General features: G+C 68.7%; 25 protein-coding genes. 14 read left to right on the top strand and 11 right to left on the bottom strand.

What is annotated here, in order from left to right:
- Positions 1–187: 187 nt before the first annotated feature.
- Complete coding sequence (locus AB0K73_RS18370; RefSeq protein ID WP_360517947.1) at positions 188–334, bottom strand: hypothetical protein; 147 nt, start codon at positions 332–334, stop codon at positions 188–190.
- Between the two features lie 16 nt (positions 335–350).
- Complete coding sequence (locus tag AB0K73_RS18365; RefSeq protein WP_360517944.1) at positions 351–875, bottom strand: hypothetical protein; 525 nt, start codon at positions 873–875, stop codon at positions 351–353.
- Between the two features lie 104 nt (positions 876–979).
- On the opposite strand from AB0K73_RS18365, the gene AB0K73_RS18360 reads away from it, so the two are divergent.
- Positions 980–2,149: a 12-oxophytodienoate reductase gene (locus AB0K73_RS18360; protein WP_360517941.1), complete on the top strand. Its 1,170-nt coding sequence runs from the start codon at positions 980–982 to the stop codon at positions 2,147–2,149.
- 230 nt (positions 2,150–2,379) lie between these two features.
- The gene (locus AB0K73_RS18355; RefSeq protein ID WP_360517938.1) at positions 2,380–2,553 is read left to right on the top strand and encodes a hypothetical protein; all 174 of its coding nucleotides are present in this window, start codon (positions 2,380–2,382) and stop codon (positions 2,551–2,553) included.
- A gap of 86 nt (positions 2,554–2,639) precedes the next feature.
- Here the strand turns inward: AB0K73_RS18355 and AB0K73_RS18350 are convergent, their stop codons facing one another.
- Positions 2,640–3,335, bottom strand: coding sequence for a helix-turn-helix domain-containing protein (locus tag AB0K73_RS18350; protein WP_360517935.1), 696 nt, complete (start codon positions 3,333–3,335; stop codon positions 2,640–2,642).
- 90 nt (positions 3,336–3,425) lie between these two features.
- On the opposite strand from AB0K73_RS18350, the gene AB0K73_RS18345 reads away from it, so the two are divergent.
- Positions 3,426–3,842, top strand: coding sequence for an SgcJ/EcaC family oxidoreductase (locus AB0K73_RS18345; protein WP_360517932.1), 417 nt, complete (start codon positions 3,426–3,428; stop codon positions 3,840–3,842).
- A gap of 75 nt (positions 3,843–3,917) precedes the next feature.
- On the opposite strand, the gene AB0K73_RS18340 is transcribed toward AB0K73_RS18345, so the two are convergent.
- A complete protein-coding gene (locus tag AB0K73_RS18340; RefSeq protein ID WP_360518353.1) occupies positions 3,918–4,598 on the bottom strand; it encodes an SDR family NAD(P)-dependent oxidoreductase in 681 nt (226 codons plus the stop codon).
- 174 nt (positions 4,599–4,772) lie between these two features.
- On the opposite strand from AB0K73_RS18340, the gene AB0K73_RS18335 reads away from it, so the two are divergent.
- The 8 genes from AB0K73_RS18335 (at position 4,773) to AB0K73_RS18300 (ending at position 14,032) form a co-directional block, all read left to right on the top strand.
- Positions 4,773–5,906 (top strand): acyl-CoA dehydrogenase family protein, encoded by a 1,134-nt coding sequence (locus tag AB0K73_RS18335; RefSeq protein WP_360517929.1) that lies wholly within the window; start codon positions 4,773–4,775, stop codon positions 5,904–5,906.
- Between the two features lie 120 nt (positions 5,907–6,026).
- The gene (locus AB0K73_RS18330; protein ID WP_360517926.1) at positions 6,027–6,800 is read left to right on the top strand and encodes an electron transfer flavoprotein subunit beta/FixA family protein; all 774 of its coding nucleotides are present in this window, start codon (positions 6,027–6,029) and stop codon (positions 6,798–6,800) included.
- A gap of 10 nt (positions 6,801–6,810) precedes the next feature.
- Positions 6,811–7,797, top strand: coding sequence for an electron transfer flavoprotein subunit alpha/FixB family protein (locus AB0K73_RS18325; protein ID WP_360517923.1), 987 nt, complete (start codon positions 6,811–6,813; stop codon positions 7,795–7,797).
- 3 nt (positions 7,798–7,800) lie between these two features.
- Positions 7,801–9,582 (top strand): cytochrome b/b6 domain-containing protein, encoded by a 1,782-nt coding sequence (locus AB0K73_RS18320; RefSeq protein ID WP_360517920.1) that lies wholly within the window; start codon positions 7,801–7,803, stop codon positions 9,580–9,582.
- A gap of 131 nt (positions 9,583–9,713) precedes the next feature.
- Positions 9,714–10,703, top strand: coding sequence for an amidohydrolase family protein (locus AB0K73_RS18315; protein WP_360517916.1), 990 nt, complete (start codon positions 9,714–9,716; stop codon positions 10,701–10,703).
- A gap of 61 nt (positions 10,704–10,764) precedes the next feature.
- On the top strand, positions 10,765–11,637 hold the full coding sequence (locus AB0K73_RS18310) for an IclR family transcriptional regulator (RefSeq protein ID WP_360517913.1): 873 nt from the start codon (positions 10,765–10,767) through the stop codon (positions 11,635–11,637).
- Positions 11,638–11,816: 179 nt separating this feature from the next.
- Positions 11,817–12,677, top strand: a complete 861-nt coding sequence (locus AB0K73_RS18305) for an SDR family oxidoreductase (protein ID WP_360517910.1) — start codon at positions 11,817–11,819, stop codon at positions 12,675–12,677.
- A complete protein-coding gene (locus tag AB0K73_RS18300) occupies positions 12,674–14,032 on the top strand; it encodes a hypothetical protein (protein WP_360517907.1) in 1,359 nt (452 codons plus the stop codon). The genes AB0K73_RS18305 and AB0K73_RS18300 overlap by 4 nt, the downstream gene beginning before the upstream one ends.
- Positions 14,033–14,141: 109 nt before the next feature.
- Here the strand turns inward: AB0K73_RS18300 and AB0K73_RS18295 are convergent, their stop codons facing one another.
- The 5 genes from AB0K73_RS18295 to AB0K73_RS18275 are packed head-to-tail and all read right to left on the bottom strand — an operon-like array spanning position 14,142 to position 20,144.
- Complete coding sequence (locus AB0K73_RS18295; RefSeq protein ID WP_360517904.1) at positions 14,142–14,816, bottom strand: GntR family transcriptional regulator; 675 nt, start codon at positions 14,814–14,816, stop codon at positions 14,142–14,144.
- A gap of 10 nt (positions 14,817–14,826) precedes the next feature.
- Positions 14,827–15,774: an FAD-dependent oxidoreductase gene (locus tag AB0K73_RS18290; RefSeq protein ID WP_360517901.1), complete on the bottom strand. Its 948-nt coding sequence runs from the start codon at positions 15,772–15,774 to the stop codon at positions 14,827–14,829.
- 10 nt (positions 15,775–15,784) lie between these two features.
- Positions 15,785–17,473 carry a UGSC family (seleno)protein gene (locus AB0K73_RS18285; RefSeq protein WP_360517898.1) on the bottom strand — a complete coding sequence of 563 codons (1,689 nt, stop codon included), beginning with the start codon at positions 17,471–17,473 and terminating at the stop codon, positions 15,785–15,787.
- Entirely contained in the window at positions 17,470–19,035 is a 1,566-nt protein-coding gene (locus tag AB0K73_RS18280) for an AMP-binding protein (RefSeq protein WP_360517895.1), read from the bottom strand. Before AB0K73_RS18280 ends, AB0K73_RS18285 begins: the two co-directional genes overlap by 4 nt.
- Complete coding sequence (locus AB0K73_RS18275) at positions 19,032–20,144, bottom strand: malonyl-CoA decarboxylase family protein (RefSeq protein WP_360517892.1); 1,113 nt, start codon at positions 20,142–20,144, stop codon at positions 19,032–19,034. Before AB0K73_RS18275 ends, AB0K73_RS18280 begins: the two co-directional genes overlap by 4 nt.
- 119 nt (positions 20,145–20,263) lie before the next feature.
- On the opposite strand from AB0K73_RS18275, the gene AB0K73_RS18270 reads away from it, so the two are divergent.
- Genes AB0K73_RS18270 through AB0K73_RS18260 form a run of 3 tightly spaced genes read left to right on the top strand, consistent with a single transcriptional unit; the run spans position 20,264 to position 23,492 of the window.
- Positions 20,264–21,379, top strand: coding sequence for a hypothetical protein (locus AB0K73_RS18270; protein ID WP_360517889.1), 1,116 nt, complete (start codon positions 20,264–20,266; stop codon positions 21,377–21,379).
- Positions 21,380–21,436: 57 nt separating this feature from the next.
- A complete protein-coding gene (locus tag AB0K73_RS18265) occupies positions 21,437–22,987 on the top strand; it encodes a tripartite tricarboxylate transporter permease (protein WP_360517886.1) in 1,551 nt (516 codons plus the stop codon).
- Positions 22,980–23,492 carry a hypothetical protein gene (locus AB0K73_RS18260; RefSeq protein ID WP_360517883.1) on the top strand — a complete coding sequence of 171 codons (513 nt, stop codon included), beginning with the start codon at positions 22,980–22,982 and terminating at the stop codon, positions 23,490–23,492. The genes AB0K73_RS18265 and AB0K73_RS18260 overlap by 8 nt, the downstream gene beginning before the upstream one ends.
- A gap of 68 nt (positions 23,493–23,560) precedes the next feature.
- Here AB0K73_RS18260 and trxA read toward each other — a convergent pair whose 3' ends face one another.
- Positions 23,561–23,887, bottom strand: coding sequence for a thioredoxin (gene trxA / locus AB0K73_RS18255; RefSeq protein ID WP_360517880.1), 327 nt, complete (start codon positions 23,885–23,887; stop codon positions 23,561–23,563).
- 31 nt (positions 23,888–23,918) lie between these two features.
- Positions 23,919–24,893, bottom strand: a complete 975-nt coding sequence (trxB, locus tag AB0K73_RS18250) for a thioredoxin-disulfide reductase (RefSeq protein ID WP_360517877.1) — start codon at positions 24,891–24,893, stop codon at positions 23,919–23,921.
- Positions 24,894–24,976: the final 83 nt, after the last annotated feature.

The raw sequence follows: 24,976 nt of genomic DNA, 5'->3' as shown, positions 1-24,976 counted from the left end.
CCGAGATCATTCGAAGTTTCTGGATCGCGAGGAAAGACTCGAGAACGACCCGGTCGCCTCCGTGGTGTCGCGGGTTCGAGTCCCGCCCTCGCTACTGGAAATCGTTACCAGAGGCCCGGATCTCTGCGGAAGTTCGGGCCTTCGCCGTGTTATCGGGTACGCCGTCCCAGCACCAGCCCCCGCAGATTCACGCGCCGGGGTAGGCGCCCATCGCCGCCGCGGCGCGGGCGCTCTCGGCGTTCTTCGCCATGTCGGCGTCCTGCGTGATGGAGGGGTTCTCGTGGCCGATGTCCTCGGCGATGTCGCGTGCCGAGAGGCCGGCACAAAGCTCCACCGAACCTGAGACGATCTCAGCTCGTGCCGATCTCCTCGACTGGCTCGACCACCAGCGCTCGCGGAGATACGAGATGCCGGATGACGCGGAGCCGTCGCACGTCTCCGGGCGCCGGGGCCTCACCGGTCCACTCGACTGTGATCTCGTCGTCACCGAATCTGACCGCGTACTCGCGGTTCGACGGGAACACCTCTTCTACGACGGCGTCCAACTCGATGCCGACCGGATACCGGGTCCACAGCACCTCGGCCGAGCGAATCGAGGCGTCCGGGGGCGGGGACTCTGGCTCGAGCGGCCACAGACGCACCTGGCCAGGTGTGTGCTGGATGACCTCGAACGTCATCACGGCTCCAACAGATGGCCAATGCGCGGTATCTGTCGGCAGGCTCAGAACGTCCACCCAACCGTCGGGCGGCTCGCCCAGGTCCACGAACACGCCGATCGCGCCGGGCCTCAGGATGTGGCTGACCCGGCCGACGACGTGGATACCCAGCGGATAGCGCGCGCGGGCCCGGTCCAAGTCATCGAGTTCAGCGCTCACATCGCAAGGCTAGTTAATATGCGCCGGCTGACGGCGGGCGCACACACAAGGCCCCGACCTTCATTCTTGACCTTCACATTGATGTGAAGGAATAGCGTAACGACATGACTGCTCCAACGCACCTGGAATCCGGCCCGTCGAGCAAACCCGCCGCGATGGAGGTTTGCGGCGTCGCCGTCTGCCCGACCGAGCCGCCGTGGACGACGCCCCTCTTCGAGACGCCGACCGTAGCCGGTCTCCGGCTCGAGAACCGCTTCGTCATGGCGCCGATGACTCGCGAGCGGGCCGTTCACGGCGTGCCCGCACCGGACATGCCCTGGTACTACGCGCGACGGGCCTCGGGCGGCGTCGGACTCATCGTGACGGAGGGCATCGCGATTGAGGGGGCGAGCGCGCACCACGATCCGGCGGTGCCGAGGCTGAACGATGCGTCCGCCGGCCCATGGCGCCGCGTGGTCGAGGCCGTCCACGCGGAGGGGTCGAAGATTGTCGCGCAGCTCTGGCATCTCGGCGGCGAGCGCGTCCCGTCGACGAGCCCGCTGACGTTGACGCCCTCCGGCGTCGCTCCCGACGGTTCGCCGAATGGCCGTCCGCTCACGGTCGACGACATCGAGTACACACTCGAGGCATACGGCGCGGCCGCGCGCCTCGCACAGGAGATCGGCTTCGACGGCGTCGAGCTGCACGGCGCGCACGGCTATCTCCTCCATGAGTTCCTGTGGCCGGCCACGAATCGCAGGACGGATGCCTACGGCGGCGGACCGCGCGAGCGGGCCCGCTTCGCGGCGGAGACCGTCGCGGCAGTGCGGGCGGCCGTCGGGCCGGACTTCCCGTTGATCTACCGTTTCTCGCAGTTCGCGGAGCGGGACTATTCCGCGCGGGTCGCTCGCACGCCGGAGGAGCTGGGTGGGCTGCTGCGCCCGATCGTCGAGGCGGGCGTGGACGTGCTGCACGCCTCGCAACGGCGGTTCTGGGAGCCCGCGTTCCCCAACGCGCACCCGAAGCGCAACCTCGCTGGCTGGGCGAAGGCGCTCACTGGCCTCCCGACGATCACGGTCGGCTCGATCGGACTGCGGCACGAGTCGGCGTTCGGCAACCCCGCGTCACCGTCGTCCCTCGAGGCACTCGCCGAGCGCCAGCGGGACGGCGAGTTCGATCTCGTCGCTATCGGCCGACCTCTACTGCGTACGGCCGACTGGGTCGACCGCGCCCGGGCCGGCCGCGTGACCGCCGAGCTCGACTACTCGAAAGCTGACGAGCGCCGCTATCCGTGAGCATCCGGCCAATTCGACCGTTCTCTGTTTCGACTGGCCGCTGGGCTCGAGTCGACCTCGACCCAGTAGTGGATGGAACGCCCGGCCTGGCTCGGAGCCGTCAGCGGTAGTCATCCTCGCCGCCAGCCAGCTGCATTACCTCATGAGTGACGGCATCAGCTACGGTGAGGCCCTGTATCAGTCCGCGCTCGCGACGGTCACCGGCGCCCCTCTGGAGGGGGAAGCCCGCGATGACGCGGCTCCTGCACGTGGCGCTCTTGGTGTACTTGGTCGTGATCGTCGCGACGCTCGCGGGCTCGCTCGGCGCCTACTTCCTCGAGATGCCCGTACATCGTCGGCGGGAGGCTCCCGCGACCCATCGCGCCGACGGCGAGGACATCGTGGAGGGCGCGGGTCAGCGCTGACCCGAACGTGAGAACGGCGGGGTACGAGGAGAGTCCCGATCCGACGGTGTGCTGGTCTGCACCGTTGATTCGTGCAGGCGCCTGAATCACTCGATGGTGTCGTGGGTCGGAGTCCCGCCCTCGCCCGGCATGACGGACCAGCGCTCCCAGAACAATTCGTACCCAGCAGACTCGCCGGGGAGGTCGGTTCGCTTTCCGACCTTGAGCCCGTCTACGGCGATTGCGATGGTTCGGGATCGTGCTGCCACAGCGGCGGCGGAGAGGTCATCTCGCCCCTGTCTCTTCAGCTGCTCCAGCAGTGGCGACCGAGACAGTTGCTCGATCAGCAACTCGAGGTCAACGGGTGTGATGTCGGGCCGCACGATGCCGGCTTTCTGAGCGCGAGCGACCAGGGCTCCTACGGCCTCGTCTCCGAGCCGACTCAGCTCCGCCATCTCAGCGGTCACGGTAATCGTCCCCGCAATGGACGAGAGCGCGCCCGGACCTTCAGTGATCGAGAGATTCACGTAGTGAAGGAGGCCATGCCAGGGGTCGTCAAAGGTAAGCCCCGCCCTGGCAGCGGCAAGGTAGTCGGCGAGTGCGATCGCGCACAGGCGTTGGAAGAGCTCCTCTTTGGATCGGTACCGGCGGTAGAGGCTGCCGATGCCCACTCCCGCTCGGTCGGCGATCCTGGCAACCGACGCGTGCACCCCGTGGACTTCCAGTACTTCTCGTGCTGCGACAAGGAGCGCGCGATCGTTGCGCATCGCCTCCGGTCGACGTTTGGCCGGAGGATGTGTCATCCACAAATCATAAACGCCGGCACCGGAGCGATTCGCTCCCCTTGGTGATAGCCTCATTGCGGAGCGCCTCGCTCCGGTTGGGAGCAAACCATGAATGATCAGGAAACACAGGTGCGCAGCGTTGTCGAAGCTGCCGAGCTTCATCAGTCCGACACTGAACAATTCGTCGAACTTCACACTCCCGATACGGCCGTGATCAACTTGTCCGGGAGGCGCGTATCCGGCCGCGCCGAGCTTGCAGCAGCAATGAATGCCGCGCTGACGACGCCCCTCGCCGACGTTCACACTCGATCGAAGATCGAGGAAGTCCGATTCCTGACTCCCAACGTCGCGATCGTTCGCTGTCTCAAGCACATCTTGGACGAGCGAGTTCCCGAGGATCGGCACGACATGGCCTTCCCTACACGAGCCCGACTCACCTATGTGCTGGTGGAGGAGCGAGGAGCATGGCGCATCGCCTCTGCACAGACCACCCCGATACTGGCCGCCGAGCCTCTGCTGACGTGATGGTCTCGCTCGGCAATCGACAACGTCGGATACGGCAAGCCGACTCGATGCCGCTGCGAGCACCCAGGGGACCGGTCACGGCGTCAGTACGAGCTCCCCACGCCACGGCGGTGTCGGGCTCGAGTGGAAGCGCCAGTACTCCTCGGCGATGCGATCCGGGTCGAGGTTCGTGCCTCGCGTGATGCCGCCGTCGATGGTGACCATGCCGACACGGATGCCGTCAGCGGAATATTCCTCGGCCAGCGCGTGTGTGAGGGCGCGCAGGGCCGCCTTGCCCAGCGAGAGGCTGGTATACGACGGCTTGGCGATCGGCATGCCGCCAGTGACGATGAACGTCAGGGCCCGCTCGCCGGCCGCTCGCCGCTGCAGCGTCAACTTCGCCAGACGCAGTGCGCCGACGACGTTCACGTCGTAGAGACGCAGGTGTTCGGCCGAGGTCAGGTCGCCGGGTGCGTCGGCTCGAATGGCGGCGGCGTTGTAGACGACCGCGTCGATCTCGCCGAGGTTCTGACGCGTCTCATGTACCACCCGCGCCATATCCTCATCGCTGGAGGCATCCGCGACGAGGCTCAAGCGGGGACCTGACCCGGGAAGCGTTTCCATGACACGATCCACCGTGTCCGCAGTACGCGCCGCGAGGGCGACCCCATACGACCTCCGCGCGAACGCCCGCGCAACTGAGGCGCCAAGACCCTCACCGCCACCGACGATGAGCACGGTCCCGCGATGATCCGAAGCGTCCACGGCGCTTTCCATTTCTGTAGTCGACATAGCAGCAGCAACGCGCCGCTGACGGGAACCATTCCTCCGCCCAGTGCTCCACGTCGTTCCTCGAACCTGCGGCCAGCCCTGTCGCCCCGGCCGCGACATCCGGTATCAAGGAAGCATCGAGCTTCGTCATCCCGGCGAGGCGCCGACCCGTACGGGACCATGACCGAAGAGCGCGATGCCCTGATTCAAGCCGTGCGCGAGTTCGCCGACGCGGAACTCGCGCCGAACGCCGAACGCTGGGACGCGGAGCACCACTTCCCCATCGACACGCTGCGCCTGGCCGGTCAGCTCGGCCTCGGCGGCGTGTACGTGCGCGAGGACGTGGGCGGGTCGGGCCTTTCGCGGCTCGACGCCGTGGCGATGTTCGAGGAACTCGCCAAGGGCGACACGACGATCGCCGCATACATCTCGATCCACAACATGGTCACGTGGATGATCGACACGTTCGGCGACGACGAACAGCGCCGGCGTTGGGTTCCCGGCCTCGCCGCGATGACCGAGCTCGGCAGTTACTGCCTCACCGAGCCGGGGGCGGGGTCGGATGCCACGGCCCTCACAACCTCGGCCCGCCGCGACGGCGACGACTACGTCATCAACGGCGTCAAGCAGTTCATCTCCGGCGCCGGATCGTCGGCCCTCTACATCGTCATGGCCCGCACGGGGGAGCCGGGGGCCAAGGGCATCAGCGCGATCGTGGTGCCCGACGGCACTCCGGGACTCGGGTTCGGACGCAACGAGGAGAAGATGGGCTGGCACGCGCAGCCCACCCGCCAGGTCCTCTTCGACGAGGTGCGCGTGCCGGTCGCCAACCGCCTGGGCGCCGAAGGCGACGGCTTCGGCATCGCCATGCGCGGGCTCAACGGCGGCCGGGTGAACATCGGCGCCGTCTCACTCGGCGGCGCGCAGTGGGCGCTCGACCGGACGCTCCGCTACGTGCATGAGCGCGAGACGTTCGGCGCTCCGCTCGCCGCCAACCAGTCGGTCGTGTTCACGCTCGCCGACATGGAGACCGAGTTGCAGGCGGCGCGGGCGCTGCTGCAGCGCGCGGCGATCAAGCTCGATGAGGGGGCATCCGACGTCGTGGCCGCGTGCGCCATGGCGAAACGATTCGCGACGGATGCCGCGTTCGGCGTCGCGAACTCGGCGCTGCAACTGCACGGCGGCTACGGCTACCTGCGGGAGTACGGCATCGAGCGCGTCGTTCGCGACCTGCGGGTGCACCAGATCCTCGAGGGCACCAATGAGATCATGCGGCTGATCGTCGGGCGAAGGCTGGTCGACGGGTCGGCGTGATCGCGAGCCGAGCCCGCGCGTGCGAGATCGCCGCTCGCGAAGGCGAATCTGGGTTAGGCATGATTAACTAGGTGCCGCGAGCGCTGCCGCTCGCCGGATGAGGGAAAGGACCCGCGCCTGATGAAGATCATCGTCCTCGTGAAAGAGGTCCCCGACACCTACGGGGAGCGCAAGCTCGACCTCGAGACAGGGCTCGCGGATCGCGCCGCGAGTGAGCCGGTGCTCGACGAGATCGGCGAGCGCGCCCTCGAGGTGGCCCTCTCCCACGCCGACAAGAACGAGGCCGAGGTCGTGGTGATGTCGATGGCTCCCGAGCGTGCCGCGACGACGATCCGCAAGGGGCTCGCGATGGGTGCGGCATCCGCCGTGCAGATCGCCGACATGGGCCTCGCCGGCGCCGACCTGGGCCTGACCGCGCGGACGCTCGCCGCCGGCATCCGGAAGACCGGCTTCGACCTCGTGATCGCCGGCAACCTCTCGACCGACGGCAGCGGCGGGGTGCTCCCGGCGATGCTCGCCGAGTTGCTCGAGGTGCCGAACCTGACCGCATTGTCGACGGTCGAGATCGCCGCCGACTCGGTCTCGGGCACCCGCACCACGGATGACGGGACGATGAGCCTGAGCGCGCCGCTCCCGGCCGTGATCTCGATCACCGAGGCGCTGCCCGATGCCCGTTTCCCGAACTTCAAGGGCATCATGGCGGCGAAGAAGAAGCCGTTCGAGACGCTCACCACGTCGGATGTCGGCGTCGACCCGCAGGACCTCTCGGTCGCCGCGTCGATCATGACGGCGATCACCGAGAAGCCGCCGCGCTCCGCGGGCGTGAAGATCACGGATGAGGGCGACGGCGGTACGAAGATCGCCGAGTTCCTCATCGAGAACCGTCTGGCCTGAGAGGACGATCATGACCGACTACGCAGCAGACTCGATCCTCGTCCTCCTCGAGGTGACGCCGACCGGCGCCCTCGCCAAGAGCGCCGCCGGGCTCCTCGGCGCCGCCTCGCTCGTCGGCACGCCGGCGGCGCTCGTCGTCACCGGAGCCGGGCAGGCTCAGGCGATCGCCGAACAGGCCGCCGCCGCCGGTGCCGAGCGGGTGCTGACCGTCGAGACCGACGCGGCATCCGCGCAGCTCACCGTGCCGCTCGCCGACGCGCTCGCCACGGCGGTTGCCGCGGTGTCGCCCGACGCCGTGCTCATCTCGAACTCGATCGAGGGGCGCGACGTGGCCGGACGGTTCGCGGCCCGCACCGGTGCGGCGCTCGCGGTCGACGCGGTGGGCCTCTCCCGTGACGAGGAGGGCATCATCGCCCACCACTCGGTCTACGGCGGGGCGTACAACGTCGACTCCGCGGCCACCTTCGGCACGCTGGTCGTGACCGTGCGTCAGGGCGCCGTCGATGCTCGTGCCGAGGCGCGCCCGGTCGTCGTGGAGACGCTCGAGCCCCAGGCGTCGGGCAGGGCGGCCGCGTCGATCGACTCGTTCGAGGCGGTCACCGCGACCTCGACGAGGCCCGAGCTGCGCGGTGCGACGAAGGTCGTCTCGGGCGGCCGCGGGCTCGGCTCGGCCGAGAACTTCGCGCTCGTCGAGCAGCTCGCCGACACCCTCGGTGCGGCGATCGGCGCCTCGCGCGCCGCGGTCGATGCCGGCTACATCCCGCAGAGCCACCAGGTGGGCCAGACCGGTGTATCGGTCTCGCCGCAGCTGTACGTCGCGCTCGGCATCTCGGGTGCGATCCAGCACAAGGCGGGCATGCAGACGGCGAAGACCATCGTCGCCGTGAACAAGGACCCCGACGCGCCCATCTTCGAGGTCGCCGACTTCGGCGTCGTCGGCGACGTGTTCACCATCGTGCCGCAGCTGATCAGGGCGCTCGATGAGCGGAAGAAGTGATCGGTGGCCACCTACGGGCGCACGCTTCGTCGAGGATTGCCGCGCGAACGCGGGGGTGAGGCGTGGCCGCCCGCGGGCGACGCGCCCGCCGATGTGACCGCGGCACGGGTCGAGACGCCAGTGGAGCCGGCCGTGGTGTCGTCTGCACCTGACGTCGCACCCGATGTCGCGCCCGAGGTCGCGGCGAGCGCCGAGGCCCCGACGGCTCCCGCGGCCCCGGTGGTTGCGTCGAGTACTCGCCGCCTTCGAAGCGGCCTGCCCCGCGTACCGGGCGGTCGTCCGTGGCCCGAATCGGGCGACGTTCCGGCGGTCGCAGCGACGATGGCGACGGATGCCGCCGCAGCGCCGACCACGGAGCATCCGCCCGCCCCTGCCGAAGCGGCGCCCGCGCCGGCGATCGCCTCGCCCGCCGTCGAAGTGCCTGCCGCGCCCGCCGCCACGGCGCCTGCCGCCACCGGGGGACGAACCCTGCGCCGCGGCCTTCCGCGCGTTGCCGGGGGAGAGCCGTGGCCCCCATCCACGGCCGTCGCGCCGGCCGCAACTCCGGCCGAGCCCGCGGTCACCGAAGCTCCGGCGCCGACCGACCAGCCCGCGGCTGCGGCATCCGTCGCCGAGGTGGCAGCCGAGCCCGGGGTGCGGCGCGGTCTTCCGCGACCCGAAGCAGCACCTGCGGCTGCGCCCGCACCCACGCTCGAACCGGTCGCCGCCACGACGGCCGCTCCCACCGCTGCGCAGACCACCGTCACGCCTCCGCAGCCGGCGACACCCGCTCCGACGCCGGCCGTCAAGCCGGTGGCCCCGGCCGCCGCGCGCGCGGCCGCACCCGCACCTGTGGGGGCTCCCGCTTCGGCGGCTGCCCCCGCGGCATCCGAGGCCAAGCGGTACGGCCCGCTCACCCTCAAGCAGTGGGTCGGAGCATCCGTCATCGGGATCCTCGCGATCATCGGCGCGGCCACCATCGTCGTGCAACTCACCCGCTGGTTCATCGGGCTCGACTTCATGCAGGACTTCATGGCGACCTACCCCGGCGAGACGCATCTGCCCGAGGGAGCGCCGGTGGGCCTGCCGGCTTGGCTCGGCTGGCAGCACTTCTTCAACGTCTTCCTCATCGTGCTCATCATCCGCTCGGGCCTCCAGATTCGACTCGAGCGGCGGCCGGCCGCGTATTGGACGCCGCGCTGGTCGAAGGGCGGCGCGGGCAAGATCAGCCTCAACGCCTGGTTCCACCAGTCCCTCGACATCCTGTGGTTCGTGAACGGGGTGATCTTCGTCGTGCTGTTGTTCGCGACCGGTCAGTGGATGCGGGTGGTGCCCACGAGCTGGGAGGTCATCCCGAACGCGATCTCGGCGGGCCTGCAGTACCTCTCGCTCGACTGGCCGCTCGAGAACGGCTGGGTGAACTACAACAGCCTGCAGGTGCTCGCCTACTTCGCGACCATCTTCATCGCCGCGCCGCTCGCAGCGCTCACCGGCGTGCGCATGTCGGGGCTGTGGCCGAAGAACGCCGCGACCCTGAACCGCATCTACCCGGTCGAGTGGGCACGCGCCGTGCACTTCCCGGTGATGTTGTACTTCGTCGCGTTCATCGTCGTGCACGTCACCCTCGTGCTCACCACCGGGGCGCTGCGGAACCTCAACCACATCTACACGGCCAGGGAGGCGACCGACTGGGTCGGGTTCGCGCTCTTCGTCGGGTCGCTCGTGCTGATCGCGGCGGCATGGATCGCTGCGAGACCCATGGTGCTCGCGCCGATCGCCAGCCTGTTCGGTCGGGTGGGGCGCTGACGACGGTCGATTAGCCGAGGCACCGTAGCCTCCCCGGGCGCGCGAGCGGCCGGTGGATTCGCATTCCGCAGGGTGAAAAGTCGCCCTCGAGAATCCTTCGAGTGGGTCGAGAGTGACCCCAGGAGGTACACGTGATCATCGACGCCCACGCGCACATCATTCCGAAGAGTTTCCCCGAGGAGGACGGCTTCCCCCGGATGGAGGCCATCGACCACGACACGGCCCGGACCCTCATGTTCGGCGCCACCAGGTTCACGGCGAAGGACATCTGGTTCGACGTCGAACGTCGCATCGAGGCGATGGATGCCGCCGGGGTCGACGAGGAGATCGTCTCGCCCATGCCGCCGCTCCTGAACTACACGATCGCTCCGGTGCTCGGACTCTCGATCGCCCGGTACGTCAACGAGGTCGTCGCCCGCTATGTTCGCGACGGCGAGGGCCGGATCCACGGCCTCGGCATCGTGCCCATGCAGGACCCGGTGCTCGCCGCGGCGGAGCTCGGGCACCTTCGCGACCTCGGCCTGCGCGGGGTGGAGGTGGCCTCGCACGTCAACGGCGTGCCGATCGGCGATGCCCGTTTCACCGAGTTCTTCCAGGAGGTCGACCGCCTGGGAATCTCGGTGTTCATCCACACCATGCCGAGGATGGATGAGGTCGCGCTTCCCACCTCGCTGCGCGCGTCGATCGGCGTCGGTCTCGAAGGGGCGCGCGGTGCGACGTCCCTGCTCTTCGGCGGCATGGCGGATGCCTGCTCGCTCGAGCATGTGCTGTTCAGCCATGCCGCGGGCGGCCTGCCCCTCATGCTGGCGCGAGCGGACTACTTCTGGGCCCAGCAGCCCGAGGACACTCGCCCTGCCGAGCCGCCCAGCGTGGTCGCCCGTCGATTCTTCTACGATTCGATGGTCTTCGATCCGCGCGGACTGAAGTTCGTCGTCGACTACCTCGGCTCCGACCGCGTGGTGCTGGGCACGGACTTCCCGGCGATGCCGCGGCCGGCGCAGCTCGCGGACACGATCGATGCGGTGGAGCTCGCCGCCGAGGACTACGAGAACATCGCCTCCAGGAATGCGCGGGCATTTCTCAGTCTCGATTCCGTGCCACTCGTTCCCCTATCCTCATAGGTACTCGCTCCCTCATTCAGCGGTATTCGGAAGCGCTGTCAGCGAAGACAGGAGCTGCAATATGGCGAACATCCAGCCGCGATCCGACGGACTCGGACGCATCGACGACATTGCCGACCCCGACCCCGAACCCGAACCGGGTAAGCGCACCGCTGCCGCGCGCGTGCTCGCCCTCCTCGGGGCGTTCTCGCGCGGGGGCGGCGCCCTCACGCTCTCCGAGATCAGCCGATACGCCGACCTCTCGCTCACGACGACCCACCGGCTGGCGAAGGAGGTTCTCGAGTGGGGCGGGCTCGAGCTCGATGACCAGGGCCGATACCGGCTGAGCCGGAAGATCCTCGACCTCGCCTCCTCATCGACGCAGGCACTCCGGCTGCGCGAGCGGGCGCTTCCGCATCTCGTCAACCTGCACCGGCTGACCGGGCTCACCGTGCACCTCGCGGTGCGCGACTGCCGGGACGTCGTCTACCTCGACGTGCTGCGGGCGCACGCGAATCTCACCGGTGAGAGCCGCATCGGCGGCCGGCTCGACCTGCATGTCACCGCCACCGGACTCGTGCTGCTGGCATACGCCGGCGAGTCGTTCGTCGACGAGTACGTGCAGCAGCCGCTCAAGCGGCTCACGCCGCAGGGGATCGGCGACGCGGACACGCTGCGCAGCACGCTCGCCGAGGTGCGCAGGAACCGGTTCGCCATCGCCCGGCAGTTCGTGTCGATGCAGGCCGGCGTCGTCGCGGCTCCGATCTGCAACGAGGACGGACGGGTCGAGACCGCGCTGGGCGTCGTCTACCTGACCGAGCGCGACGATCCCATGAAGCTCGTCGACTTCGTGCGTGCCACGGCGAACCGCATCTCGCACGCGCTGGCGGAGAAGAAGCCCGAGCTCGATCCGCGCACCGTCGAGTTCAAGCGACGTCGAGCGGGCCTGCTCTGAGCCGGGCGAGGGCTTTCCATCTCGCGGAACCCCCCGTGACGCGGCCCGGACCCTGCCGGATAGTCATTGTGGACAGGCACGAAGGATCCACGCCTCTCGGTTCGATGAGGCACGCTCGCCGACCGGCGGGCACGAAGAGGAGATCTCGCGATGGCGCGAGACGAGAAGGAGAACGCACCATGACCGACGACGCCGGGCAGATGCCCGTGCCGCTCGATGACGAGCTCGCCACGGCACAGCCGCCCTGGCACACCGGGAAGGTCGCCCTCGTCGCGGGTGGCGGACTCAGCGGCCCCGAAGGCGGCGTGGGCTTCGCGTTCGCGTGGCTGGCCGCGCGCAGCGGTGCGGCCGTGGCGGTGCTCGATCGCGACACCGCCGCCGGACAGCGCACCGTCGATGCCATCCGGGACGCCGGCGGCGAGGCCGAGGTGTTCGTCGTCGACATCACCGACGACGAATCGGTGGAGACCGCCGTGAAGCAGGTGCACGAGCGCTTCGGCCGCATCGACGTCGTCGCCGACTCGATCGGCGGGGGAGGCGGACAGGGCATCTTCGACGTCGCAGGGGACATCTGGGACAAGGCCATGGCCGTGAACCTCACGTCGGCCTGGTACCTGATGCGTCACGTGCAGTCGTACATGGCCACGGGCGGATCGATCGTGACCGTCTCCTCGGGCGCCGCCGAGGGCCGGGGGCCGGGCAGTCCCTACGCGATCGCGAAGACCGCGCTGGAGAAGCTCACGGTCGGCGCGGCCGGTGCACTTGCACCCCGCGGCATCCGAGTCAACTGCGTACGCGTCGGCATGATCTGGGGCGCATTCGCGGCACGCGGCATCAGCCAGGAACAGCGCGAGGTTCGCCGCCAGAACGTCGCCATGAAGACGGAGGGCAACGTGTGGGACATCGCCTCGGCGGCGTTCTTCCTGTCGACGCCGCAGGCCCGGTGGATCTCGGGTCAGGTGCTCGCCGTCGACGGCGGCGGCTTCGCCCCGCGCGACATGGGCCAGGCCGGCTCCGGCATCAAACGGGACGCGCGATGACGCACACCAGACCCGCCGACGCGACCCTCGAACTCTGGAACCCCGAGATCGATACCATGCCCTGGGCGACCCTGCAGCAGCACCAGTTCGCCGGGTTCACGCACATGCTCGCGCGGCTGCGCGGCTACGACGTCTGGGCCGAGCGCCTCGGCGACGCCCGGGAGGTCACCCATCTCGACGATCTCCTCGCCGTGCCCTTCACCGTGAAGGAGGACCTGCGCCAGGCGCAGCTGGAGGCCACGGCGGAACGACCGCTCGGCGCCTTCCAGCTCGTGGACATCCGCGAGCTCATGCAGGTGACGAGCTCGTCGGGCACCACCGGTGCCCCGGTGTTCTTCGGCCTCACGCCGGGCGACGTCCGCCGATGGAGCTTCGGGATCGCCAACTGCTACCGCACTGCGGGCGTTGCGCCCGGCTCGGTCGTCGCGCACACCACGAGCATGCCCATCGTGGCGGGCGGCCTGCCGTTCGCCGACGGCATCCGCGAGGCCGGCGGCACGCTGGCGTGGATCGGCGGCCAGACGACTCCGCGGATGGCCCTCGGCATGGAGCGGCTCCACGTCAACGTGCTCGTCAGCACCGCATCGTTCGCAGCGCACTTCGCCGAGCGCTGCGAGGAGGAGCTCGGCCGGAGTGCCGCCGACCTCTCGGTGCGCACGGTCATCGCCGGTGGCGAGCCGGGCGCGGGCGTGCCGCACATCCGCCGCGCCATCCTCGAGGCGTGGGGTGCGAGCCGTGTGAGCGAGCTCATGGGCGTCGGCGACGTGCTGCCCGCCATGTGGTCGGAGTGCCACGTCGGCCAGGGGATGCACTTCACCGCGGCCCCCGATGTGCTCGTCGAGCTCATCGACCCCGAGACGCACGAGCACGTGCCGTGGGAGGTCGGCGCGCTCGGCGAGGCCGTGTACACGACGCTGACGCGCGAGTCGTCGGCCGTCGTGCGCTTCCGCTCGCGCGATCACCTCCAGGTCGTCGCCGTCGACTGCCCGTGCGGACGCACGTCGCCGATGATCCGCTGCATCGGACGCACCGACGACATGCTCATCTACAAGGCGATGAACGTGTACCCGACCGCGATCCGTGACATCGTGCTCGACCTCGCCTCGCCCTACCTGACCGGCACGATGCGGATCCGCAAGGACACCGCCGACCAGGTGCGCTTCGACGACGCGATCCCGCTCGAAGTCGAGGTGCGCGACGGCGTCGATCGCGGCGAGACCGCGGGCGCGCTCGCCGCGGCCGAGGAGGCGGTGCGCCAGCAGTTGCGCGTGCGCGTCGACGTCGAGGCGGTGCCCGTCGGCGTCATCCCCGTGAGCTCCTACAAGAACGCGCTCACCTACGTGAAGGAGCGCTGAGCCCGAGCGACGGATGCCGCGAGCCGAGGTCGTCGGCTCGCGGCATCCGCTCGGCAGCGTGCACTGCGAGCCGGGCAGAGAACGAGAGAGACGGTCGGCTCGCGCCCCGTCAGCTCCCCCCTCTCTTGATCGAGCTGGCGTCGAGGGCCGCGAGGAAGTCGCTGAAGCGGTCGCCCTGCACGGTCACGTGGCTCTCGGCGAGGTGCTCGGCGACGTCGCCCTCGCCCCGGCGAAGCGCGGCGAGGATGGCGGCGTGCTCCGCCGAGGAGGTGGCCATGCGACCCGGCACGCGCAACTGGAGTCTGCGGAACGGCTTGAGGCGGGTCTGCAGCGACGCCGCCGTACGAGAGAGGAACGCGTTGCCGCTCGCCTCGTAGAGGAGTGCGTGGAACCGCTCGTTGGCGTAGTAGTACTCGTCGGCGTCACCCGATGCCAGCGTGGCCTCGCAGGCGGCCTGCGCGGCCTCGAGCTCTCCGAGCTGGTCGTCGGTACGGCGACGTGCCGCCAGTCGCGCGCACATGCCCTCGAGCTCGGCCATCACCTCGAACATGTTCAGCATCTCGGGGAATGTGATGACCTTCACGAAGGCGCCCCGATGGGGCTGGATCTCCACGAGCTCCGTGGAGGCGAGGTGCTTCAGCGCCTCCCGCACCGGCGTGCGGGAGACGTTGAACCGGTTCGCGAGGATCGATTCGTCGAGCCGCTCGCCGGGGGCGAACGCGCCCGTGACGATCTCCTGTTCGATGAGGTCCCGGAGTTCGAGCGCGCGGCTTTGCTTCATCATCACCAGCAGCTTACGTCGCCGCTGCAGCGCGGCCGCGCTCGTCGCCCGCGAGATGTGACAGTGCTGCTCGGGCCGCTCGTTCGCCGTCGGCGACCGAGTGCGTGAGCATCGCCGCGGTGCCGGTGCGGATGTCTCCAGCCGCGAAGACGCCGGGGCGCGACGTGGCCAGGTCGTCATCGACCACGAGTCGTCCCGATTCGTCGCGATCCAGGAACCCGGCGAGCCATTCGGTGTTGGGCTCGAGGCCCACGTAGACGAATACGCCCTGTGCCGCGACCTCGGTTTCGGCGCCCGTGGCCCGGTCTCGGATCGTGACGGTGTCGACGGTGTCGCCGCCTCGGATACCGGTCACGGCGGAGTCAGGCCTGAGGCTCACGTTGTCCAGGCGCACGGTCGGCTCGACGATCTCCGGCCGGCCCGTCGGGGTGGCGCCGGAATGGACGACGAGAACCTCCCGTGCCTGGCCGGCGAGGATCCGCGCTTCATCGAACGCGGAGTCCCCGCCACCCACCACGATCACGCGCTTGTCACGGAAGAACGGACCATCGCAGGATGCGCAATGCGAGATCCCGCGACCCTCGAACTCTGCTTCGCCGGGCACGTCGAGCGTGCGGCGCTCCGAGCCCGCCGCCACGATCACCGTGCGTGTGAGGTAATCCTCGTCGGTGGCGCTCACGAGGTACCCGGCACCATCGGGCGTGATCGCGTCGACCTGCGCGAGGACGACGTCCGCGCCCGCGGCCTCTGCTTCCTCCAGCAGGTGCAGCCCGATGTCGTAGCCGGCGATCGGTCCCGGCAGGCCGGGGAAGTTGGTGATGCCTTCGACGGAACTCACCTGACCGCCGACGCCCAACCGTTCGAGCAGCAGCACGCGGGCGCCGTCCCGTGCCGCGTCGCGGGCGGCGGTCAGGCCGGCGACTCCGGCGCCGATGACGATGAGGTCGTAGCTCTCCGACATGGTGTCCCCCTCAGCGCCACTCATCGACCGACACCGTGGCCGTGTGCCGCGCGCCCATGATCTGCCAGTAGCCGTTCGTCTCGCCGCCGACCACCACGACATTGATGTTCTCCAGCGGGAACATCGGGATCGGCTCTTCGGGAGCCGCGCTGAGTCCGCTCGCCATCGGCTCCTCGCCGAACGTCGCCCGCGGGTAGATGTAGTTCTGCACGAGCTGCAGGTCCCAGTACCGGCCGGCCGGCATCTTCGCCGTGTCGTGGATCCACCCGATGAGGTCGGCCTTGCTCGAGAAGCCGCCACGTTCGACGAACTGGCGGGCGGCGATCGGGTCGAGCAGCAGAACGGGTCCAGTCACGGCGTCGGTGCCGAGCAGCATGTCACGCACGTGTTCGCGCCAATGCTGTTCACGAAGGCCGAGGCTGAAGGTCGTCGAGCGGGCTCCGAAGAAGAGCGTCACCGTGCTGTCGTCGTCGTTGTATCCCTGCTGGACGTGCAACGGCTCCCAGGGGCTTCGCTCTTCGTTCTCGGCGAACGTGATGTTGTTGTACGTGTAGTTGTTGCCGAGCGATCCCATGAACGACTCGCCGGGCACGGAACCGCCCTGCAGGTTCTGCGACGACAGACCATACGCACGACCGATGGTTGCATTCGCGTGGTTGTACGGGCCGAGTGCACCGGTTCCGGAGTTCATGCCGATCTCCGAACGCACCGGTCCGTTGACGACCACCATGGCGGCTCCGGAGCTCGAGGTGCTGCCGCGCGCTGTTCGGCCGCTCGCTGCGAGGGCGAGGATGACCGGAAGGTACTCGGGCCGCGCGCCCGCCATGACCGCGTTCACGGCCACCTTCTCGACCGTGTAGCTCCATGCGCCGCGGTTCTCGGTCGGCTCCATGCGTCCGACGATCTCGTCGGGACGGCGGCTCGTGCCGGCGAGCATCTCGGCGACCCGCCGCTCCGTCGGCAGCACGATGGGCAGCTTGTCCGTCCAGTCGCGCTCGAGGAAGAGATCGTGCAGCCGATCCTTTCGAGCCGGTGCCACGAAGCGCTTCTCGCTGGTCTTCCCCGCAGGGAGGTCCGCGGTGGACTGGGCGATCGGTCGCGTCAGTCCTTCGACGATCTCCTGCATCACGGCACGTCCTGTTATGGGATCGGCTCCATGAACGTACGCGCGAAGTTCATCCGGGCGCTTTCCCATGACGGGCTGCGGTACGAAGACGAGCGGGGCCTGCGGCAGCCCGCCCATCCGGGTCACGGACCTGACCACCTTCTCGAATTTCTCGGTGTGCACTGCGACGGTCGGGATCCCGTACTTGGTCTCGAGCGTGATCGCGTGCGTCGAGACCGCCGGTGCACACGTACTGCAATGGCCGACCCCGAGAATCGCAGCGTCGCCGTCGGCGCGGATGCGCTCCCAGAGCTCGGGATCGTCCTTCGCGTAGGTCGATGCCAACTGCACGACTCGAACGGTCACGGTGGGCATGTGCTCCCGGAACCAGGCCTCGACCTGCCTGAGCAACTCGATGGAGTCGTCGAATCGACTGTCGACCAGGTAGATCGTGCGTCCATCGAGCGTCTCGAGGCGTGCGGCGGGGGCTTTCCCCTTCACCTCGGGCGGGTAGCCGGTGGGGTCGTGGACGGTGATCAGGTCGCCCCCCTCGTCAGCCGTCGCCGGGTACGCGATTGCCTGGCTGTTGCTCATGTGGTCTGCTTCTTCCTCGTGAGTTCCGGATGCGGCGTGCTGGAAGCCGGTTCGTTCGGTGTCGCGGCCAGGCCCACCCTCGGATCGCCCCGCAGGACGGATTTCTGGACTTTGCCCATCACGTTTCGCGGCAACTCCGAGACGAAGACGACCTCGCGCGGGCGTTTGTAGCGGGCGAGTCGGTCCGCCAGGTACCGCTCGAGCGCCGCACGTTCGATGACGGCGCCCCCGTCGGGCACGATCGCGGCGATGACGCGCTCGCCGAGGTCCTGGTCGGGGAGCCCGAAGACGGCTGTTTCGGCGACGCCGTCGAAGGCGTCGATGACGCTCTCCACCTCCTTGGGGTAGACGTTGTAGCCCCCGGTGATGATCACGTCCTTCTCGCGACCGACGATGTGCAGGTACCCGTCGTCGTCGATCCTGCCGAGGTCGCCGGTGATGAAGAACCCGTCAGCCGTGAACTCCGCGGCGGTCTTCTCGGGCATCTGCCAGTAGCCCCGGAAGACGTTGGGACCCGCGACCTGGATCATGCCGATGCCGTGCGCATCGGCATCGGAGATCCGCACCGTCACTCCCGGCAGTGGCCTGCCCACCGTGCCGGGCTTGCGGGGGCCGTCGAGCGGGTTCGAGGTGATCATCGTCGTCTCGGTCATGCCGTACCGCTCGACGATGTCGTGTCCGGTGCGTGCTCGCCACGCTCCGTGCGTGGCCGGCAGCAGCGGAGCGGAACCGGAGATGAACAGGCGCACACGTCGACACAGTCCGGGAAGCTCGGGCACCGCCAGCAAGCGGCTGTAGTAGGTGGGCACCCCCATCAGCACGGTCGCGCGCGGGAGTTGCGCAGCCACGACGTGCGGGTCGAAGCGCCGCAGCAGGATGATCGACGCTCGCGAGAGGAACGAGACATTGAGCCCGACGAAGAGGCCGTGGGTGTGGAAGATCGGCAAGGCATGTACGAGCACGTCGTCGGCCGAGAACGCCCATGCCGATCGCAGCGCGCGGGCGTTCGCCAGGAGGTTGCCGTGGCTCAGCATGGCGCCCTTGGCGCGCCCGGTGGTGCCGGAGGTGTAGAGGATCGCCGCGACGTCGTCGGGCTCCACCGGTACGACGGCGTGGTCCGACGGAAGATCGCGCGCGGCGAGCTGGAGGGTCCCGTTCCCTGCGGAGTCCATCGTCAGCAGCCGGGTCTCCTGACGCGCGCAGAGGGCGACGAGCTCGGCTTCTCGGGTCGGATCGCCCACGACGATCGCCGGCCGGGCGTCGTGGACGAAGTACTCGAGTTCAGCGCGGGTGTACGCGGTGTTCACGGGCACGTAGATCCCGCCCGCGCGGAGTGTGGCGAGATAGAGCACGATCGCCGCGACGCTCTTGTCGGTGATGGCCATCAGGCGGTCGCCGGGTCGGAGCCCCGCAGCGACGAGTGCGTTCGCGTAGCATCCGGCGAGTCGTGAGAGGTCGTCGTACTCGATGCGTTCGCCATCCGGCGAGATGACGGCCGCCACGGCATCATCACCGGTGGCGGGGAACAGCTGACTGAAGAGGTTGGCGCCGGCTGGGTTCATGCGGATGGCCCTTCGTATCGGTAGCACGCCATGGCGCCGAACGACTGCGCTCGGCCCCGCGCCGACAGGTCGGCTCCGAGCTGTATCCGTTCGAGTCGGGCGCCGTTGCCGAGGTGGAACCGCGCAACGGGGTCGGTGGAACGCCCGTCTTCGCGCGTCGTGGACAACAGGTACGCCTCGGCGGCACGGCGAAGCCGATCGTCACCGTCGGCCGGCGGCAGGCCGCGCTCCAATCCTCGATGCAGCCGCGCAAGGTCATCGGTGGCGCTCCCCGACGCGACGGCATCGGCGAGCCACTGGCGAAACCCAGGCATCGGCGAAAGGGTGACGAACGCGCGGAGGTGGGTCAGATCCCGATGCAGCGCGGCGATCGAGCGTTCGAGGAGCGCCTCACCGAATCGGATGCCGCGCAGCCCGGGCTCGCTGCTGGAGATCGAGTAGAACACGGCCGATGTCGCACGCTCGGTGGATACCGGGGTGCGATCGGGATCGAGGATCCCATCGATGGAGGTGGGCATCTCGGATGTCAGGGCGACCTCCGTGAAGGCCACGGGACGATCGGGGAGCGCCTGGTGGAACAGGCCGAAGCATCGCCGATCGGTTGGCCCGAGTCGGCGGCGCAGCTCATCCCACCCGCTGATCGGGTGTACGGCATCGTGGTTGACGACGTGCTCGAGGACCGTGGCCGGACTCGACCCGTCGATGGCCCGGAACACCAGATTCGCCGGTGCGAAGGATGTGGACAGTTGTTGCCGGAGGTCCCGCTCCACCGCGTCCATCGACGGCTCTTCGAGCCGGTACGCGAGGGCATCCCGCCGCATCGCGATCAGGACGCGAGTGCCGGCGGCGACGGACTCGAGCCTCCGGAAGAGCTGCGTTCGACGGCTCGAGACGGCCGGGACCTCGGCAAGGGCCGTGAGAATCGCCCGCCGGTCGCTGAGATCGCCCGTGAGATAGGCGCAGATGGCCTGCACGGACGCGTCGTACGCGCGGTCGTGATCGTCCGCCGCGAGAGCTGAATCTGCGAGCCGGAGGAATTCCGCCGCAGGCCCGACGGCCGCGTCGACGCGGCCGAGTTCGGCGGTCGAGCCGTCCAGCGGATTTCCCATGTTGCATGTCCTTTCGTCGTTCTTGTATAGCAGACGGAGCAAATTGTGTGCAATGATGTGCCATCGCGACGGGATGGCCGCTCCCGGCTGTCCTCACCATGAGAGAGAGGTCGACGAAGATGTCACCGAAGAAACGCATCATGCTGGGCTTCGCCGCCGGCGCAGCCGCGATCCTCACGCTTGCGGGCTGCGGGGTGACGAATCAGCAGAGCAGTGCCGCCGACGACGCCGAGGGTCCGTTCTACGACGGCAAGACGATCACCCTGATCGTGCCGTTCGACGCCGGCGGCGCATCGGACACCTTCAGCCGGATGCTCGCGGGCTATCTCTCGGAGTACCTCGAGGGCAATCCAGAGGTCGTCGTCGAGAACGTCCCCGGCGGTGCGCAGAAGGAAGGCCTGAACCGCTTCGCGCGAGCCGATCACTCGAGCGGACTCCACCTGGCGATGGGATCCGGCGGGATCATCGCGTCGACCCTGCTGGACACGGAAGGCGTCCAGTTCGACCCGGATGAGTTCGAGACGCTGGTTGCATTCGGCGGCGGGATGACGATCTTCGGCAGCACCCAGGCCGGCATCGGGTCTCTCGACGACCTGACGGCATCGACGGCCCCCGTGTACTACGGCGGTCTGGAGCTGAACGCGTCGGAGTCGGTGCGCGTGTTCGCGCTCGACCAACTCGGCATCGCCGACTTCCAGCCGCTCATGGGATACGACGGCGGCGGATCCATCACGGCGGCGGTCCTGAGCGGTGAATTGAGCATGGGGAACTCGACGTCATCGCATTACCTCACCAACGTCCGTCCCCTCGAGGAGGACGGTGAGATCACCCCACTCATGACCCAGGGATACGTCATCGACGGCGAGGTGGTGCGTGACCCGGCGCTTCCCGACCTGCCGACGATGCCCGAGGCGTACGAGGAATCGACCGGGAAGCGCGCCGACGGGATGGGCTGGGACATCTATCGCGCCATGACCACGGCGCAGACGAACCTTCTTCGGAACTACTGGGTGCACTCCGACGCGCCTGACGAGGCGAAGGCGGCGTTGCAGGATGCCATGGCGAAGGTCGTCGAGGACGAGGAGTTCCTCGAGCAGGCGACGGAGCTCCTGGGTGAGGAACCGCTCGCGCAACTCGGCGATGAAGCCGATGCCTCCATGGCTGCCGTGCGCGACCTCTCGCCCGAACAGGTGCAGTGGATCAAGGACTTCATCGTGGAGGCCGGCGTCCGATGACCAGGCGGACCCTGCTCGTCGTGGGCGCATCCCACGAGTGGTGGGGGGTGATCGGAGATGTGGGAGCCTGCGTTTGAAGCCCTTGGGACGATCCTGAGCCCCGAGCACCTACTCTGGCTGCTCGTCGGCGTGGGCATCGGCCTGGTGCTCGGGCTCATCCCCGGGCTCGGTGGGATCACGGGCATGGCCGTGCTGCTGCCGCTGATCGTCGGCATGGATCCCGCAAGCGGGATCGGCATGCTCATCGGCCTGAACGCCGCCACGACGATCGGCGATACGTTCCCGTCCGTGCTCATGGGCGTACCGGGCACCGCAGCCTCGCAGGCGACGGTGGTCGACGGGTATCCGATGGCCCGCAAGGGACTGGCGAACGTGGCGCTCGGAGCCGCGTTCACCTCGAACATGATCGGCGGGATCATCGGCGCAATCGCGCTGTTCCTCTTGATACCCCTCGCCCGCCCGATCATCGTCGGGATGGGCTCGCCGCAGTTGTTCATGCTCACGTTGCTCGGCCTGAGTCTCGTGGTCGTGATCTCGCGAGGTGCGATGGCGCCGGCGCTCATCTCCGCCTGCCTGGGTATGCTGCTCGCCACCATCGGGAGCGCGAGCATGACGGGGGAGTATCGATTCGTCGGGGGCATCGCCTACCTTCTCGACGGCATCGACCTCGCGATCCTCGCGATCGGGCTGTTCGCGATCCCATCCATCCTGTCGCTGCTCGTGCAGGGCCAGGCCGTCGCCCATGAGCTTCCGCTCAGCAAGGGCGGCGTGCTACGCGGCGCTCGGGAGGTCTTCCGGCACAAGCGCGTGGTCGTGGGGAACTCGCTCCTGGGCACCGCCTTGGGCATCGTGCCGGGCATCGGCGGCAGCGTCATCGACTGGATCGCGTACGGGGCGACGAAGAGCGCCGTGCGAAAGGACCGGGATCAGTTCGGGAAGGGGGACATCCGCGGTGTCATCGCGCCCGAGGCGGCGAACAACGCCAAGGACGGCGGCGTCCTCGTGCCCACGCTCATGTTCGGCATCCCGGGCAGCGCAACGGCGGCGATCCTACTGGGCGGTATGGCGACGATGGGGGTGGCGACGGGGCCGACACTGCTGCGGCCGGAGAACATCTCTCTGGTCTTCGTCTTCATCTGGACGTTGGCCCTCGCCAACGCCATCGGCGCGATCGCGAGCGGGGCGCTCGCCCGGCCACTCAGCCGCCTGAGCCTCCTGAAGCCCCACTCCTATGGGCCGATGCTCATCGTCGTGATGCTCCTCGCCGCGTACCAGTCGGGCGTGCAGTGGGGCGACATCGTGCTCGTCGTGGTGATCGCGCTCCTCTCGTGGGGCATGCAGGCGATCAAGTGGCCCCGGCCACCGCTGATCATCGGCTTCGTGCTCGGAACGGGCGCGGAGAACTATCTCTGGATCTCGGTGGGCAGGTACGACTGGAGCTGGCTGACGCAGCCGTGGACGATCGTGGTCGGAGTGCTCGTGATCATCACGCTCGCAGCCGGACTCACCAACAGCACCGGACGGATCGCCCAGTCCGTGAAGGCCGTGACGCGGCGAATGACCCGGGGAGCGAAGACGCCGGAGAAGGAGAAGGTGAACGATGCCTAGTCTGAGTGTCGTCAGGGTGATCGCGACCGGGTTCGTGCTGCTGGTCTTCGCCGGCGCCGCGGCGATCTCGCTGATGTCCATCGAGCGGCCGACCTTCTGGTTCCCCGCGTTCGTCGCGGTCGCGGGGACCCTCTCCGCCCTCTACGCGCTCACCCAGGACCTGCGGAAGATCCGCGCGGGCGAGTCGGTCGTCGATGGCGAGGTGACCGACCTCGGTGCGTCCGTGTACGACGAGTCGGCTCCCGGGACGGAGGAGAACCCCTCGTCGACACGGAGACGAGTGCTCGTGTGGACGCTGTGGTTCCTCGCCCTGCCGTTGCTTGCGCTCGTGATCCCGTTCTTCTACGCGTCCCTGCTCTGGCTCGTCGCCGTACTTCGTTGGTCCGCGCGACGTGGCTGGATCTCCATTCTGGTGTCCGTCGGAGTGTTCGCCCTGGTGCTCAACCTGCTCATCGTGTTGCTCGAGATCCACGTCCCCCCGGCGCTGCTGACCGGCTGGGGGTGACCGTCGGCTCGCGGCATCCGCTCGGCAGCGTGCAACAGACCGCCGAGCGGATGTCGAGCCTTGCACTGCTAGCCGATGAACTCGGCCAACTCCGCCTCGAGCGCGGGCTTGCCCTTCGCACCGGTCATGCGCTTCACGACCTCGCCGTTGCGGAAGACGAAGATCGCCGGCAGCGAGGTGACCTGGTACGTCAACGCGGTCTCCATGTTCTCGTCGACGTTCACCTTGACGACGTCGAGTCGGCCGGGATGCTCCGCCGCGATCTGGTCGAGGATGGGCGAGAGCGCGCGGCATGGGCCGCACCAGGGCGCCCAGAAGTCCACCATCGTGGGTGTTTCGGCGGCGAGCACCTCGTCGGCGAAGGTCGCATCGGTGACCTCGCGAGCTGTGGACATGGGGTTCTCCTTCGGGCGTGCGGGATGGGAACTAGGCGGCGACCGTCTCGGCGGCGGGCTGCACGGCCTGCGCGAGGAGGCCTTCGGGGAGGGACGCGAGGAAGTGCTCGGCGTCGAGCGCCGCCACGACACCCGAGCCGGCAGCCGTTGCCGCCTGCTTGTAGGTCGGATCGATGACATCGCCGGCGGCGAACACGCCGGGGACGTTGGTGCGGGAGGAACGGCCGTCGACGGCGATCGTGCCCTCGGCCGTGAGGTCCAGCTGCCCGTGCACGAGGTGCGTGCGCGGGTCGGCGCCGATGGCGATGAACACGCCCGACAGGTCGAGGCTCGACTCGGTGCCGTCGACCGTGTCGACGAGCCCCACACCGCTCACGAGGTCGCCGCCGTGGATGTGCGCGACCTGCTTGTTCCAGTGGAAGCGGATCTTCGGGTTCGCGCGGGCACGTTCCTGCATCGTCGCGGACGCGCGCAGGGAGTCCTTGCGGTGGATCACGTGCACGGTGTCGGCGAAGCGCGTGAGGAACGTGGCCTCCTCCATCGCGGAGTCGCCGCCACCGACGACGGCGACCTGCTTGTCGCGGAAGAAGGCGCCGTCGCACGTTGCGCACCAGGAGACGCCGTACCCCGAGAGGCGGGCTTCATCGTCGAGCCCGAGCATGCGGTAGGCGGAGCCGGTGGCGTAGATGACGCTGAGTGCCTCGTGCACATCGCCGTTGCCGACGTGCACGCGCTTCACGGGGCCGTCGAGCTCGAGCCGTACCACGTCGTCGTAGACGATCTCGGCGCCGAAGCGCTCGGCCTGCCGCTGCATGTTGGTCATCAGGTCGGGCCCCTGGATGCCGTCGGGGAAGCCGGGGAAGTTCTCCACCTCGGTGGTCTTCATGAGCTCGCCGCCGAACTCCACGGAGCTCGCGATCACGAGGGGCGCAAGCCGTGCCCTCGCGGCGTAGATCGCAGCCGTGTACCCGGCAGGGCCAGAACCGATGACGATCACGTGTCGCACGGGGTTCCTCTCTCGTCGTTCGGGGCCAGGCGAGGTTGTGCGCCGGCCTCGTCAGTCTCCGACAGGACGCCCAGAAGAAACGA

This window comes from Agromyces sp. NPDC052230, assembly GCF_040679595.1.
Lineage (GTDB): Bacteria > Actinomycetota > Actinomycetes > Actinomycetales > Microbacteriaceae > Agromyces.
The sequence above is the reverse complement of the archived record's forward strand: the minus strand, read 5'-3'. Positions and strand labels throughout refer to the sequence as shown.

Coding starts and splice junctions, on each gene's coding strand:
- AB0K73_RS18360 (WP_360517941.1), top strand. CDS start 980: ATGACTGCTCCAACGCACCTGGAATCCGGCCCGTCGAGCAAACCCGCC.
- AB0K73_RS18355 (WP_360517938.1), top strand. CDS start 2,380: ATGACGCGGCTCCTGCACGTGGCGCTCTTGGTGTACTTGGTCGTGATC.
- AB0K73_RS18350 (WP_360517935.1), bottom strand. CDS start 3,335: ATGACACATCCTCCGGCCAAACGTCGACCGGAGGCGATGCGCAACGAT.
- AB0K73_RS18345 (WP_360517932.1), top strand. CDS start 3,426: ATGAATGATCAGGAAACACAGGTGCGCAGCGTTGTCGAAGCTGCCGAG.
- AB0K73_RS18340 (WP_360518353.1), bottom strand. CDS start 4,598: ATGGAAAGCGCCGTGGACGCTTCGGATCATCGCGGGACCGTGCTCATC.
- AB0K73_RS18335 (WP_360517929.1), top strand. CDS start 4,773: ATGACCGAAGAGCGCGATGCCCTGATTCAAGCCGTGCGCGAGTTCGCC.
- AB0K73_RS18330 (WP_360517926.1), top strand. CDS start 6,027: ATGAAGATCATCGTCCTCGTGAAAGAGGTCCCCGACACCTACGGGGAG.
- AB0K73_RS18325 (WP_360517923.1), top strand. CDS start 6,811: ATGACCGACTACGCAGCAGACTCGATCCTCGTCCTCCTCGAGGTGACG.
- AB0K73_RS18310 (WP_360517913.1), top strand. CDS start 10,765: ATGGCGAACATCCAGCCGCGATCCGACGGACTCGGACGCATCGACGAC.
- AB0K73_RS18305 (WP_360517910.1), top strand. CDS start 11,817: ATGACCGACGACGCCGGGCAGATGCCCGTGCCGCTCGATGACGAGCTC.
- AB0K73_RS18300 (WP_360517907.1), top strand. CDS start 12,674: ATGACGCACACCAGACCCGCCGACGCGACCCTCGAACTCTGGAACCCC.
- AB0K73_RS18295 (WP_360517904.1), bottom strand. CDS start 14,816: ATGATGAAGCAAAGCCGCGCGCTCGAACTCCGGGACCTCATCGAACAG.
- AB0K73_RS18290 (WP_360517901.1), bottom strand. CDS start 15,774: ATGTCGGAGAGCTACGACCTCATCGTCATCGGCGCCGGAGTCGCCGGC.
- AB0K73_RS18285 (WP_360517898.1), bottom strand. CDS start 17,473: ATGAGCAACAGCCAGGCAATCGCGTACCCGGCGACGGCTGACGAGGGG.
- AB0K73_RS18280 (WP_360517895.1), bottom strand. CDS start 19,035: ATGAACCCAGCCGGCGCCAACCTCTTCAGTCAGCTGTTCCCCGCCACC.
- AB0K73_RS18275 (WP_360517892.1), bottom strand. CDS start 20,144: ATGGGAAATCCGCTGGACGGCTCGACCGCCGAACTCGGCCGCGTCGAC.
- AB0K73_RS18270 (WP_360517889.1), top strand. CDS start 20,264: ATGTCACCGAAGAAACGCATCATGCTGGGCTTCGCCGCCGGCGCAGCC.
- AB0K73_RS18265 (WP_360517886.1), top strand. CDS start 21,437: ATGTGGGAGCCTGCGTTTGAAGCCCTTGGGACGATCCTGAGCCCCGAG.
- AB0K73_RS18260 (WP_360517883.1), top strand. CDS start 22,980: ATGCCTAGTCTGAGTGTCGTCAGGGTGATCGCGACCGGGTTCGTGCTG.
- trxA (WP_360517880.1), bottom strand. CDS start 23,887: ATGTCCACAGCTCGCGAGGTCACCGATGCGACCTTCGCCGACGAGGTG.